The sequence below is a fragment of the Oleiphilus sp. HI0132 genome (assembly GCF_001635845.1).
The window spans coordinates 1-13,488 of the sequence record NZ_LWGJ01001037.1; the positions used below are offsets into that span (position 1 = coordinate 1).

The 13,488-nt window shown below is 43.8% G+C and carries 15 protein-coding genes and 1 pseudogene; 5 read left to right on the forward strand and 11 right to left on the reverse strand.

Annotated elements, in window-relative coordinates; translation table 11 throughout:
• The 3 genes from djlA to A3766_RS12295 all read left to right on the forward strand — a co-directional run.
• A partial coding sequence (gene djlA / locus A3766_RS12285; protein ID WP_304440966.1) for a co-chaperone DjlA occupies positions 1 to 487 on the forward strand: 487 nt, incomplete at its 5' end.
• Positions 444 to 1,172: a response regulator transcription factor gene (locus tag A3766_RS12290; protein ID WP_304438941.1), complete on the forward strand. Its 729-nt coding sequence runs from the start codon at positions 444 to 446 to the stop codon at positions 1,170 to 1,172. The genes djlA and A3766_RS12290, both read left to right, overlap by 44 nt.
• On the forward strand, positions 1,159 to 2,571 hold the full coding sequence (locus A3766_RS12295; RefSeq protein ID WP_068506566.1) for a HAMP domain-containing sensor histidine kinase: 1,413 nt from the start codon (positions 1,159 to 1,161) through the stop codon (positions 2,569 to 2,571). The genes A3766_RS12290 and A3766_RS12295 overlap by 14 nt, the downstream gene beginning before the upstream one ends.
• On the opposite strand, the gene A3766_RS12300 is transcribed toward A3766_RS12295, so the two are convergent.
• The gene (locus A3766_RS12300; protein WP_068506565.1) at positions 2,568 to 2,873 is read right to left on the reverse strand and encodes a hypothetical protein; all 306 of its coding nucleotides are present in this window, start codon (positions 2,871 to 2,873) and stop codon (positions 2,568 to 2,570) included. The two genes, A3766_RS12295 and A3766_RS12300, sit on opposite strands and share 4 nt — an antisense overlap.
• Positions 2,874 to 3,019: 146 nt before the next feature.
• Between A3766_RS12300 and greB the strand changes: the two genes are divergently transcribed.
• Both greB and A3766_RS12310 read left to right on the forward strand, forming a co-directional pair.
• Positions 3,020 to 3,529 (forward strand): transcription elongation factor GreB, encoded by a 510-nt coding sequence (greB, locus tag A3766_RS12305; protein WP_068506562.1) that lies wholly within the window; start codon positions 3,020 to 3,022, stop codon positions 3,527 to 3,529.
• A 57-nt stretch (positions 3,530 to 3,586) separates the two neighbouring features.
• Entirely contained in the window at positions 3,587 to 4,027 is a 441-nt protein-coding gene (locus tag A3766_RS12310) for a hypothetical protein (protein WP_068506560.1), read from the forward strand.
• 146 nt (positions 4,028 to 4,173) lie between these two features.
• Here the strand turns inward: A3766_RS12310 and glmS are convergent, their stop codons facing one another.
• The 10 genes and pseudogenes from glmS to A3766_RS32020 all read right to left on the reverse strand — a co-directional run.
• A complete protein-coding gene (gene glmS / locus A3766_RS12315; RefSeq protein WP_068506558.1) occupies positions 4,174 to 6,006 on the reverse strand; it encodes a glutamine--fructose-6-phosphate transaminase (isomerizing) in 1,833 nt (610 codons plus the stop codon).
• 59 nt (positions 6,007 to 6,065) lie between these two features.
• A complete protein-coding gene (gene glmU / locus A3766_RS12320) occupies positions 6,066 to 7,424 on the reverse strand; it encodes a bifunctional UDP-N-acetylglucosamine diphosphorylase/glucosamine-1-phosphate N-acetyltransferase GlmU (protein ID WP_068553201.1) in 1,359 nt (452 codons plus the stop codon).
• A gap of 120 nt (positions 7,425 to 7,544) precedes the next feature.
• The gene (locus A3766_RS12325; RefSeq protein ID WP_068507286.1) at positions 7,545 to 7,964 is read right to left on the reverse strand and encodes a F0F1 ATP synthase subunit epsilon; all 420 of its coding nucleotides are present in this window, start codon (positions 7,962 to 7,964) and stop codon (positions 7,545 to 7,547) included.
• 61 nt (positions 7,965 to 8,025) lie between these two features.
• Positions 8,026 to 9,423, reverse strand: coding sequence for a F0F1 ATP synthase subunit beta (atpD, locus tag A3766_RS12330; protein WP_068507288.1), 1,398 nt, complete (start codon positions 9,421 to 9,423; stop codon positions 8,026 to 8,028).
• Positions 9,424 to 9,479: 56 nt separating this feature from the next.
• Positions 9,480 to 10,340 (reverse strand): F0F1 ATP synthase subunit gamma, encoded by an 861-nt coding sequence (gene atpG / locus A3766_RS12335; protein WP_068507290.1) that lies wholly within the window; start codon positions 10,338 to 10,340, stop codon positions 9,480 to 9,482.
• Positions 10,341 to 10,432: 92 nt separating this feature from the next.
• A complete protein-coding gene (gene atpA, locus A3766_RS12340) occupies positions 10,433 to 11,977 on the reverse strand; it encodes a F0F1 ATP synthase subunit alpha (protein WP_068507291.1) in 1,545 nt (514 codons plus the stop codon).
• 30 nt (positions 11,978 to 12,007) lie between these two features.
• The gene (locus A3766_RS12345; RefSeq protein WP_068507297.1) at positions 12,008 to 12,544 is read right to left on the reverse strand and encodes a F0F1 ATP synthase subunit delta; all 537 of its coding nucleotides are present in this window, start codon (positions 12,542 to 12,544) and stop codon (positions 12,008 to 12,010) included.
• Between the two features lie 16 nt (positions 12,545 to 12,560).
• On the reverse strand, positions 12,561 to 13,031 hold the full coding sequence (locus A3766_RS12350) for a F0F1 ATP synthase subunit B (protein ID WP_068507299.1): 471 nt from the start codon (positions 13,029 to 13,031) through the stop codon (positions 12,561 to 12,563).
• A gap of 58 nt (positions 13,032 to 13,089) precedes the next feature.
• Positions 13,090 to 13,329 carry a F0F1 ATP synthase subunit C gene (gene atpE / locus A3766_RS12355; protein WP_068507301.1) on the reverse strand — a complete coding sequence of 80 codons (240 nt, stop codon included), beginning with the start codon at positions 13,327 to 13,329 and terminating at the stop codon, positions 13,090 to 13,092.
• Between the two features lie 62 nt (positions 13,330 to 13,391).
• Positions 13,392 to 13,488: pseudogene (locus A3766_RS32020) on the reverse strand (F0F1 ATP synthase subunit A); the annotation flags it as partial.

Here is a 13,488-nt window from a genome sequence, read left to right on the forward strand (position 1 = left end):
TTTTGATTATATCGCTGCCATGGATGACTTAAAGCGAGTCTGCGGCCGTCGTACCAATCTCCTTAGAATGTTTATGGAGATACAGCTAACCACCGCGCTTGCCGACGGAGAATTACACCCAAATGAACACCAGCTGCTTCTTGAAGTAGCCGAACACCTTGGTTTCCAGAAACGAAATTTTGAACAACTACTGGCAATGATGACAGCTCAGCACCGGTTTACCGGCTTTGAGCACGATACGTCAGGCCATGTTAGCGAAGAACAAATGATCAGTGCTGCCTATGAAACTCTAGGCGTACAGAGCAATTGCAGTGATGCTGAACTAAAGAAAGCCTATCGTAGACTGATTAGTCAACATCACCCGGATAAACTTGTTTCGAAAGGCTTGCCAGAAGAAATGATGAAAATAGCCACCGAAAAAACTCGGGAAATAAAAGACGCTTATGAGCGAATTAAGAAATTCAGAGCCCAAGCAAGCAGAGGTTAAGATGCGCGTACTCGTAATTGAAGATGATAAAGATGTAGCGGCTTATTTAGTCAATGGCCTCAAGGAAAACGATAACGTTGTAGATCATTCTGCCGACGGTAAAGAAGGTTTATTAATGGCAGCCAGTGAAAGCTATGATGTTATGATTATCGACCGCATGTTGCCTGGAATGGATGGTCTATCCATTATTAAAACGATCCGCGCAACCGGTAACCAAACACCTGTACTGATCCTTAGTGCACTAGGCGACGTAGATGATCGTGTTGAAGGTTTACGCGGTGGTGGTGACGATTATCTGACCAAGCCTTTCTCCTACACTGAGTTACTTGCTCGCCTGGAAGTATTAGTCAGACGCGGGGCAACCAGTGGCTCCGAGAAAGTGACTCACCTGCAAGTTGCCGACCTTGAAATGGATTTGCTAGCCCGCTCTGTCAAACGCGGTAGCGAAAAGATCGACCTACAACCTCGCGAATTTCGCTTGCTAGAGTACCTGATGAAACATGCAGGCCAAGTGGTGACTCGTACTATGCTATTGGAGCAGGTTTGGGATTATCATTTTGATCCACAAACCAATGTGATCGACGTCCATATCAGCCGCTTACGATCAAAGATCGATAAGGACTTCCCGAAACAACTACTACAAACAGTTCGAGGCGCGGGATACATTCTTAGTGAAGATTCTTAGTCTTCTTCGGACCTCTACCTTTCAATTGGCGATCATGTACATGGTACTGTTCGCCACATCTGTCTTTATCCTGATGGGTTTTATCTATTGGGCTACTGCCGGCTACATGTCGAGCCAAACCGACGAAACTATTGAGGCTGAAATTATAGGCCTTGCTGAGCAATACCAAAGGCAAGGGCTCAACGGTTTAATCAGCGTTATCCGGGAGCGTGTCGCGCGAGACCCAAATGGCAAGGCTATTTACTTATTTACCGCCAGAGACTTTATTAAGCTCGCCGGTAATATAAGTAAGTGGCCTGAAGATGGAGAAGTACAGGAGGGCTGGCTAAACTTCACCCTTGGCGAGAATCTAGGGTGGCCAGGTGAAGAATCCCGGCCTGCTCGTGCCCGTGTATTCATCGTGCCTGGTGGACTAAGGCTGCTTGTTGGCCGCGATGTAAATGAATTTATGGCCGTTAAGCAACTCGTCGAACGTGCGATAAACTTTGGCATGGGAATTACCTTCGCTCTGGCGATGCTTGGCGGCATTATGATGAGCCGTAGTACAGCAAAAAGGGTTGAGCTAATTAACCAAACCAGCCAGCGGATTATGCAAGGGAATCTTTCTATTCGTATCCCGGACCGTGGCACCAATGACGATTTTGACCAACTCGCACGTAATCTAAATGAAATGCTCGACCGAATCGTTCAATTAATGGAAGGCATTCGTCATATTTCAGACAATATTGCTCACGACCTGCGAACCCCTCTGACTCGTCTAAGAAACCAGTTAGAAAATACACTGATCAGTGTAGAGCGCGACCAAGACAGACAACAGGTCGCCAATGCAGTCGCGGAAGCTGACCAACTACTCGCTACCTTCAATGCCCTATTACGTATTGCTCGCCTTGAGGTGGGTAGTAAGTCTTCAAATTTCCAACCTTTCAATCTAAGTGAACTGGTACAAGATGCTGCCGAGCTATATGAAGCACTTGCCGAAGATAAGAACCAGAAACTTGCGATTTCGATAGAAGAAAACGTTAACCTGAACGGTGATCGAGACCTTCTGTTTCAGACCTTGTGTAACCTGATCGATAACGCAATAAAATACACGCCGGAGAGTGGCTGTATAGATGTATCACTCCACAGCACTCAGAAAGATATATATCTATCAGTTGCTGACTCAGGAATTGGAATTCCAGAAGAGGAAAGGGAGAAAGTATTCCAACGCTTTTATCGCGTTGCCAAGAGCAGGTCTTTGCCAGGTAATGGTTTAGGTTTAAGCCTGGTACTCGCTGTGATGGATATCCACCACAGTAAAGTTATCTTAAATGATAATGACCCAGGCCTAAAAGTGGAGCTGGTTTTCCCACGAAGTACTAAGCTTCTATCAGGCAGTAAAGATAAAGAACTTAATTAGAACTGCGCTCTAACACGATCAATCGTATATTTAGCCGGAAATACAGCCAGGTTCTTAGCACTAATAAAAAGCTTCTCAGTGTTATCTACAATGCTTTCAACTTTTGCTTTGCTAACATCTACTTTTGCGTTAAGGCTATCCATTTCACCTTCCAAACGCTTTTGTCCAAACATCAAAAAAGCAATCAAATTATGACGGTTAATCTGGTTTTCAACACCCATAGCATCTAGGTTATAACCTAATGCATCAATTTGTGATAAAGCACTTTCAGCAAGTTCATTCAATTTTTTCTGTGCTTTCATTGTCTTCTCCAATATGCTTTTATTAAATATACCTTCTGAAAAGCAGGACCTTACTACACCTACTCTTCTAGTTCTTGGCGCTAAGGGTACTTAGATAGTTTAGGTACTTCAACCTAGTTTTATACGACAAAAGATGTGAATACTAAATGGGACGTTACAGACCACCGCAAAAGCCTGGATCAAAATACATTACACCTGAAGGCGAAAAGAAGCTAAAGGATGAGCTAAATTATTTATGGAAAACAAAGCGTCCTCAAGTCACCCAAGCAGTTTCTGAAGCTGCTGCACAAGGTGACCGTTCTGAAAATGCCGAGTATATTTATGGAAAAAAGCAGCTTAGGGAAATAGATAGTCGTGTTCGCTTCCTTAGAAAGCGCCTTGATGACATGGTAGTGGTTGACCGTAAGCCTGACGATTTAACAAGGGTATTTTTCGGTGCCTGGGTCACCCTCGAAAATGACGAAGGAGAAGAGTCTCGTTTTCGCTTAGTCGGCCCAGATGAATTTGACCTTTCAATTGGTTATTTGAGCATCGACTCACCACTGGGGCGCTTGTTACTTAAAAAGCAAATAGATGACGAAGTTGAACTCAATACACCTGATGGCGTGGTCAGCTATGTAGTCGTCAATATCGATTACCTTGATAATGATCACTAGTACCTAGACAGCTTTTGTAAAAACGATAATATATCTGCTTAGATCAAGGAGAGAGCCATGCCTAAAAAATATTTTCATTTTATGCTTTTATGTTTCCTTATACCTTCAATCAGCCTCTCTGAATCACCAGATGAGGATTGGGATGAAGACGAGGATCTTGAATACTTTTTCTCAACCAGGCAAAAATCAACGCTTGAGGATTTTCCACTTCAAGAAATTGGTGGTGAAGAGCTCTCTAATGCTGCGATTGCCGGCGCACTAAAAGCCGATACCTCAAGCGGTCAAAATGCTAAACCTATTTACCTTCAAGAAAAAGAAGACAGTGATAAACAGAAGGCTGGTGATGCACTTAAGGAAGATGAATTGCTTAAAGCAGGTGAAGACTTGCAACTAAATCAGTTTCAAATACCCACAGCTGAATTTCAGCAGCCTATTTATTCCCAGCCTACTGGGCGTACCTATTCCGCGCATAGTACAAACACGATTTCCCGTCCTTAGGCTAATCGAAGATTAAATTTCTAATGAGAATTAGAAATATGGAAAGATCGCGCGTTTATTTCATTCAAAAGGAAAGTTGTTAACAACTTTATTCCATCGTTAACTACTTTTCCCTATGAATAGCGGCTGTAAATACGGCTAGCTCATCACTCAACTGTTACTGATTTTGCTAAATTACGTGGCTGATCCACATCGGTACCTTTAATCAACGCAACATGATAACTAAGCAACTGCAAAGGCACAGTATATAAAATCGGCGCGACGATCTTTTCACAATGTGGTACGTCTAGTACTTTCATGGTGTCATCACTTTTGAAGTGTGCGTTTCGATCAGCAAAAACATACATCAAACCACCTCTTGCACGTACTTCTTCAACGTTAGAATGCAGTTTTTCTAGAAGCTCATTGTTCGGTGCAACAACAATGACTGGCATGTCTGCATCGATAAGAGCCAATGGGCCATGCTTTAATTCGCCTGCGGCATAAGCTTCAGCGTGAATATACGAAATCTCTTTAAGCTTCAGTGCACCTTCCATCGCAACCGGGTATTGATCACCACGACCCAGGAATAAACTGTGGTGCTTGTCAGCAAAGTCTTCCGCCAATTCGGCTATTTGCTTATCCATATCCAAGCTTTGTTCGATGATTGAAGGAAGTGCCTGTAAGGCCTCAACGATCGAAGCTTCCGTTTCGGCTGGCATATTTTTGTTCTTTCCAATAGCGACGACAAGCTGCAGTAAGCCAACTAATTGAACGGTAAATGCCTTGGTGGATGCTACGCCGATCTCAGCGCCCGCATTCATCATATAGTTTAAGTCTGACTCACGAACTAGTGAAGAACCAGGCACGTTACAAATGGTCAAACTAGCTTTATATCCGATTTCTTTGGCCAGTCTTAGTGCTGCCAGAGTATCGGCTGTTTCACCTGACTGCGAGATTGTAACCAATAGTGCATTAGCCGGAACAACCGACTTTCTATATCTAAATTCAGATGCAATTTCGATATTACATGACACACCAGCAATTTCTTCAAACCAATAACGTGCGACCATGCCGGCGTGGTAGCTCGTACCACAGGCAATAATTTGAACGTGATCAATGCCTTTTAGAATCTCTGCTGTATTTTCACCAAAGGCCGTGTCAAGAACCTGGCCGTTTGCAATTCTACCCTCTAAGGTGTTCTTAATAGCAATCGGCTGTTCATAGATTTCTTTTAGCATGTAGTGCTTATATGGCCCTTTGTCGCCAGCATCATGCGAGACATCAGACTCATTGATATCTCTTGATACTTCACTACCTACAGCATCATAGATGGTCACGTCTTGGCGTGTCAGTACGGCGATATCGCCTTCTTCTAGGAAGGAGAAACGGTTCGTTACTGGTAATAATGCTAATTGATCTGATGCCAGGAAGTTTTCTCCTATGCCATATCCTATCACTAATGGGCTACCAGAACGCGCTGCAATTAGCTGGTCTGGATCACTGGTATCCATAACAACCGTTCCGTAAGCACCTTCTAATTGCTTCACAGTTGATCTGAATGCTGATAATAGTGAGTCATGTGTTTTTAGTTCATGATGAACTAGATGAGCAATCACCTCGGTATCTGTATCCGAAGCAAATTCATAACCCACGGCACTTAGCTTCTCACGCAGAGTATGATGGTTTTCAATGATCCCGTTGTGAACAACTACAATTTCGGAACCTGATACATGAGGGTGGGCATTACGTTCGCTAGGTTCACCATGAGTTGCCCAACGTGTGTGTGCAATACCGGTTCCACCTTTGCAAGGGTTTGCCTTTAGTGCGTCTGCCAATTCTTGAACTTTGCCTATACGTCTCAAGCGATTAAATTCGCCTGCTTCAGACAATAAAGCCAACCCTGCTGAATCATATCCTCTATATTCTAAACGCTTCAAACCTTCGAGAAGAATTTCAGCTACATCCCTTTGAGCCACAGCTCCAACTATTCCGCACATACCTTTTGTTCCTGTTTTCCAAATCTTATTCGATTACTTTACTAGTCGAAATCTTTAACTTACTTTTTGCTGGGTCTGTCCCAACCATCGATATTTCTTTGCTTTGACCTGGCTACAGCTAGTTGTTCTTCTTCTATATCTTTATTGACAGTAGACCCCGCGCCAATAGTCGCACGCTTACCAACTTTCACCGGCGCAACTAATGATGTATTGGAGCCAACAAACACATCATCTGCAATTTCTGTTTGAAACTTGTTAACGCCATCATAGTTACAGGTAATTGTACCTGCACCCACGTTAACATTTTTGCCTAAGGTTGCGTCACCAACATAGCTAAGATGGTTAATCTTACTACCTTCACCAACGGTCGTCTTCTTGGTCTCAACAAAGTTACCGACTTTCGCTTTAGTTTTTAAACTCGTTCCGGGTCTCAGTCTTGCAAACGGGCCCACATTACAGGCGCTTGCCACAAAGCTATCTTCGATAATTGAATTAGCATGTATCGTGGTACCAGCACCGATTGTTGAATTTTTGATAATGCAGTTTGGTGCAATGCTGACATCCTCACCAAGTACGACATGCCCTTCGAAAATACAATTAAGATCGATAGTGACATCTTGGCCGCATTCTAATTCACCGCGCACGTCTAAACGATTTGGATCATAGATGGTGACACCTTGAAGCATTAGCTGTTCCGATATCATGCTTTGGTGCCAGCACTCTAATTCACATAGTTGCAGGCGATTATTCACGCCTTGAACTTCCTGCTCAAAACTTGGCTGATGGCTTTCAACTCGCAAGCCATTTGCTACGGCGATCTCGATAATATCAGTTAAGTAGTACTCGCCTTGTGCATTGCTGTTACCAAGTGTCGGAATAAACTTATGCAACACTGAAGCCTGTAGAGCAAGTATTCCGGTATTAACTTCCGGAATCATTAATTCTTCTTCTGAAGCATCTTTTTGTTCTACGATGGCTTCAATATCGCCATCTGCGTTCCGAACGATTCGACCATAGCCCGTTGGGTTTTCAAGGTCGACTGTCAATAAGCCAAGCTGCTTCTCATTAACTAAAGCCGTTAATTGAGACAATGTTGCCTGACTGGTTAAGGGCACGTCTCCGTATAGTATTAGTACTTGCGCGTCTTCTGGAATGTGGTCGATTGCTTGTGCTACCGCATGGCCCGTACCTAGCTGCTCAGCTTGTAAGCACCAGTTTACATCTTCTTTAATTGTGTCTTTTACCTGATCAGCACCGTGACCGATAACAATATGTATACCTTCAGCATCTAACTTATTCGCTGTATCCAACACATGCTGTAGCATTGGCTTTCCCGCTACAGGGTGCAAAACTTTTGGTAATTTAGACTTCATTCGAGAACCTTGCCCAGCTGCAAGGATAACCACATGTAAACTCATAATCGTTTTTCCTAAACTTTTTCTACTACAATCGTTTGATTATAGACACTCCATATGACATAAAAGAAAAAAGGCAGCTAAATAGCTGCCTTTTTTCTTTATTTTACGAATTACTGCTCATTAATGCTTATTTCTCATTCGCTGAATCACGCGTAGTCGCGCTGATGCTTCAGCTAGTTGAGATGCTGCTCGAGAGTAATCAAAATCGCCGCTCTGATTCGCCAGCTCTCTTTCTGCTTCTTTCTTAGCTTCCAGAGCTGCTGCTTCATCAACGTCGTGAGCTCGCTCTGCACTATCTGCTAGCACAGTTACTAAGCTTGGTTGAACTTCCATGTATCCGCCGGATACGTAGAAAACTTCCTCTTCGCCGCCTTGTTTGATAACGCGAACAGGACCAGGATTCAACTTCGTCATTAGTGGAGCATGGCCTGGAGCAATACCCAAGTCACCCATTTCGCCAGCTGCAACAACTAGCTCAACAAGACCCGAATAAATTTGCTCTTCAGCACTTACGATATCGCAATGCACGCTAATACCCATAATTTCTACCTTCATCAGGGAAGCACTTTAAATATCTTAAAGTGCTTCTACTAAAGGATGATTACATGTTTTTCGCTTTTTCGACTGCTTCGTCGATAGAGCCAACCATGTAAAACGCCTGCTCAGGAAGATCATCGTACTCACCGCCCAAGATACCTTGGAAGCCACGGATAGTGTCTTTCAAAGATACATACTTACCCGGTGCACCCGTAAATACTTCGGCAACGTGGAAAGGCTGTGACAAGAAACGTTCGATCTTACGAGCACGTGCAACTGTCTGCTTATCTTCTTCAGACAATTCGTCCATACCAAGAATCGCAATGATGTCTTTCAATTCAGCATAACGCTGAAGTACTGTCTGTACACCACGTGCAATTTCATAGTGCTCAGCACCAATCACCAAAGGATCTAGCTGACGAGAAGTAGAGTCTAGTGGATCGATCGCTGGGTAAATACCCTTAGAAGCGATGTCACGACTCAATACAACTGTTGCATCCAAGTGAGAGAAGGTTGTTGCTGGAGATGGGTCAGTCAAGTCATCCGCAGGTACATATACTGCCTGGATCGATGTGATCGAACCAGTCTTAGTAGATGTAATACGCTCCTGAAGAACACCCATTTCCTCAGCTAGTGTAGGCTGATAACCTACCGCTGAAGGCATACGACCTAGCAGTGCTGATACTTCAGTACCTGCCAGTGTGTAACGGTAGATATTATCAACGAACAATAGTACGTCTTTACCCTCGTCACGGAACTTCTCAGCCATTGTCAAACCAGTCAAGGCAACACGTAGCCTGTTTCCTGGTGGCTCGTTCATCTGACCGTATACCATCGCTACCTTAGAGTCTGTTGGAGTCTCTAGGTTTACAACGCCAGCTTCCTGCATTTCGTGATAGAAATCGTTACCCTCACGAGTACGCTCACCAACACCTGCGAATACTGAAAGACCAGAGTGCTTCAGTGCGATGTTGTTGATCAATTCCATCATGTTTACAGTTTTACCAACGCCCGCACCACCGAATAGACCAACTTTACCACCCTTAGCGAATGGACAAACCAAGTCGATTACTTTGATACCGGTTTCTAGCAATTCAGCCGATGCTGCTTGCTCTGCGTAAGTAGGTGCTTTACGGTGAATAGGCATACGCTCTTGCTCACCGATGTCACCACGCTCGTCGATTGGGCGTCCTAGAACGTCCATGATACGACCCAAAGTTTCTGGACCAACAGGTACAGAAATTGGTGCGCCAGTGTTATCTACATTCAGCCCACGCTTTAGACCTTCAGTACTACCCATTGCGATAGTACGTACGATACCATCACCTAGTTGCTGCTGTACTTCAAGTGTTGTATCAACACCATCAACCTGCAACGCATCATATACATTTGGAACTGATTCGCGCGCGAATTCAACGTCGATTACAGCTCCAATAATTTGTACGATATTTCCGCTACTCATGTCCGGATCCTCGTTAACTTTTAATCTTTAAATACACAAAATTTGCCAGGAACTACTTATACCGCAGCTGCACCACTAACGATCTCAGAAATTTCCTGAGTAATCGCTGCTTGACGCGCTTTGTTATAAACCAACTGCAATTCCTTGATAATGTCGCCCGCGTTGTCTGTTGCAGATTTCATTGCGATCATTCGAGCTGCCTGCTCACATGCTACATTTTCAACAACCGCTTGATAAACTTGCGATTCAACGTAACGCGTTAACAAGCCATCTAGTAAGTCTTTCGCTTCAGGCTCGTAAATATAATCCCAATGATGCTGCATTTCACTTTCTTCAGCAGCTTCTAACGGTAACAATTGTACTACTTCAGGGCTCTGCGTCATGGTGTTTACAAACTCGTTGTATACCACGTAAAGGCGGTCGATCTTGCCTTCTTCGTAAGCATCCAACATCACCTTTACAGAACCGATCAGCTCATGTGCTGCAGGTGCGTCACCAAGGTGACTTAATGCAGCAACGACATTACCGCCGTAGCTTTTAAAGAAGCTAATTGCTTTTTGTCCAACCGCGCAAAGATCGACTTCTACTGCGTTATCCGCGTAGTTTTTCATATCTTTAGCAACTTTCTTGAACAAGTTGACGTTCAAACCGCCACACAAACCTCGGTCTGTAGAAACGATGATATAGCCAACACGCTTAACTTCGCGCTCTTGCAAATATAAGTGCTTATATTCTGTGTTCGCATTTGCCAAGTGACTGACAATCGAACGAATTTTTTCTGAGTAGGGCTTACCCAAACTCATACGATCTTGAGCTTTACGCATCTTACTCGCGGCAACCATTTCCATTGCGCTTGTAATTTTCTGCGTGCTTTTTACGCTCGAAATCTGATTTCGTATCTCTTTACCAACGGCCATTTTATATCGCCTTTAAAGTCTTGTTCACTTTGAGGTATAAATGACAGTCGAGTACTGCAGTATTCATAGATCTCCAGTACTCAACAATCGGCTTACCAAGTTTGCGTCGACTTAAATTGCTCAAGAGCTGATTTAATGCCGTCAGCGATATCATTGTTGTAATCGCCTTTTTCGTTAATCTTATCGAGTAATGCTGAATGTTCAGCACTCATGTAAGACAACATTGCATCTTCAAAATCAACAACTTTGTTTACTGGCACATCATCCAAGAAGCCTTCATTAGCGGCATAAAGAACGATACCCATTTCAGCAACGCTTTGTGGGCTGTACTGCTTTTGCTTCATAAGCTCTGTCACACGCTGACCGTGCTCTAGCTGCTTACGTGTTGCATCATCAAGGTCTGATGCGAACTGAGCAAATGCTGCCAATTCACGATACTGAGCCAAAGCCAAACGTACGCTACCACCTAACTTCTTGATGATCTTAGTCTGAGCTGCACCACCAACTCGTGATACCGAAATACCTGCGTTCATTGCAGGACGAATACCAGAGTTAAATAGGTTGGTCTCAAGGAAGATCTGACCATCTGTAATCGAAATTACGTTAGTTGGTACGAATGCAGATACGTCACCACCTTGTGTTTCGATGATCGGTAGAGCTGTCAATGAACCAGTTTGGCCCTTAACTTCACCATTGGTGAACTGCTCAACGTAATCAGCGTTTACACGTGATGCACGCTCTAGTAGACGTGAGTGCAAGTAGAATACGTCACCTGGATATGCTTCACGACCTGGTGGACGACGTAGTAGCAATGAAATCTGACGGTATGCCCAAGCTTGCTTGGTCAAATCATCAAATACGATCAATGCGTCTTCACCGCGGTCACGGAAGTATTCACCCATTGTTGTACCGCCGTATGGCGCTAAGAACAACATTGCTGCTGGATCAGCTGCACCTGCCGCAACAATGATCGTGTGATCCATTGCGTCATGCTCTTCAAGTTTACGTACAACCGCAGCGATAGAAGATTGCTTCTGACCAACTGCTACATAGATACACTTAACACCTGTGTTCTTCTGGTTAATGATTGCATCGATAGCGATTGCAGTCTTACCAGTCTGACGGTCACCGATGATCAACTCACGCTGGCCACGGCCGATAGGTACCATTGAGTCAATCGCTTTCAAACCAGTTTGTACTGGCTCATCAACTGATTGACGTGCGATTACACCTGGTGCAACTTTTTCTAAAGGTGCAGTTAGCGTAGTCTCGATAGGACCTTTACCATCAATTGGGTTACCTAGTGCATCAACAACACGGCCAAGCATTGCTTCACCGATTGGTACTTCTAGGATACGACCCGTACATTTTGCTTTCTGACCTTCGGCAAGACCTTTAGGGTCACCTAGGACAACGACACCTACAGAATCACGCTCTAGGTTAAGCGCCATACCGTATACGCCGGTTTCAAACTCTACCATCTCACCATACATTACGTCGGCAAGACCGTGAATTAGAACGATACCGTCAGATACACTGACGATAGTGCCCTCATTTTGGGCTTCAGAAGAAACATCGAGAGTTTCGATGCGCTTCTTAATAATTTCGCTGATCTCAGCTGGGTTTAGCTGTTGCATGCGTTAAATCCTCAAATCTGAATCTGCTACCTAAGCACTAACCGCTTCGGCCAATTTTGCAATTTTGCCACGGACAGAAGCATCGATGACTAGATCGTTGGTGCGGATAATTACGCCACCAATCAACGACTCATTTACAGTCGATGTAACAACGACTTTACGATCTAGTTTCTTACTTAGTACTTGTGCAAGCTTATCTTGTTGTTCACCGCCCAGTTCAAAAGCACTCTCCACATCGACGTCTACTGACATCTCTAGCTGTGCTTTGAAACCTTCAAACAATTGAGCAATCTCTGAAAGTAACTCTAATCGGTCATTTTCAGCCAACACAACGATAAAGTTTTTACCTTCATCATTTAACTTATCACCACATGATTCGATGAAAAGCTGTGCTTTTTGCTCACTTGTCAATGCTGGGTGGTCTAGAACAACACTCATGTTCTCGTCCATAGCTACTGCAGAAGAATAAGCAAGCATGTCTGACCAAACTGTCAAAGCTTCCTTATCCTTCGCGGCCTGAAAAGCGGCTTTAGCGTAGGGTCGGGCAATCGTAATTGATTCTGCCATCATCCACTCTCAAAACTTAAATTTCTGAGGCAAGCTGATCGAGTAACTCACCATGTTTGCTTGCATCGATTGAAGATCCAAGAATCTTTTCTGCGCCCGCAATTGCGATTGCAGATACTTCAGCGCGAAGCTCTTCTTTCACGCGATTCTTTTCTTGCTCAATTTCAGCTTTAGCAGCAGTGATTAATCTGTCACCTTCTTGACGAGCAGTTTCTTTCGCTTCGTCAACAATTTGATTTGATCGTTTGTTCGCTTGCTCGATTAGTTCAGCTGCTTGTGCTTTCGCTTCTTTTAGCTCTTCAACTGCTTTTTTCTGTGCAAGTTCAAGATCTTTAGACGCTCTGTCAGCCGCTGCTAAACCGTCGGATATTTTCTTTTCGCGTTCTGTCATTGCACCAATGATTGGTGGCCAAACATACTTCATGCAAAATAGCACAAAGCCTGCGAAGAAAATCATTTGTCCAATAAGTGTGTAATTGATATTCACACTAATTACCTCACTTTCGTTGTTAGTTTACGTTTTTAGCTAACTAAAGACGTGTCTATTAAGCACCAACGCCTGGAGCAACAACGAAAATCAAGTACATAGCGATACCAACACCGATAATTGGCACAGCATCGATCAAACCAGCTAGTAAGAACATCTTACCTTGTAGCATTGGACCAAGTTCTGGCTGACGCGCAGTACCTTCCAATAGACGTCCACCAAGTAGACCCATACCAACTGCCGCACCAAGTGCACCAAGACCAAGCATAATTGCAGCTGCAATAATTACTAGTTCCATTTTTTTCTCCTGCTTTAAGTTAAAAAGTTAAGTTAGTTAAAAGAAAAGTTTAAAAATTTAGATTAATGATCTTCGTGAGCCATACTCAGGTACACGACGGTCAAAACCATAAAAATAAATGCTTGTAGCGTAATAACCAAGATATGGAATATCGCCCAA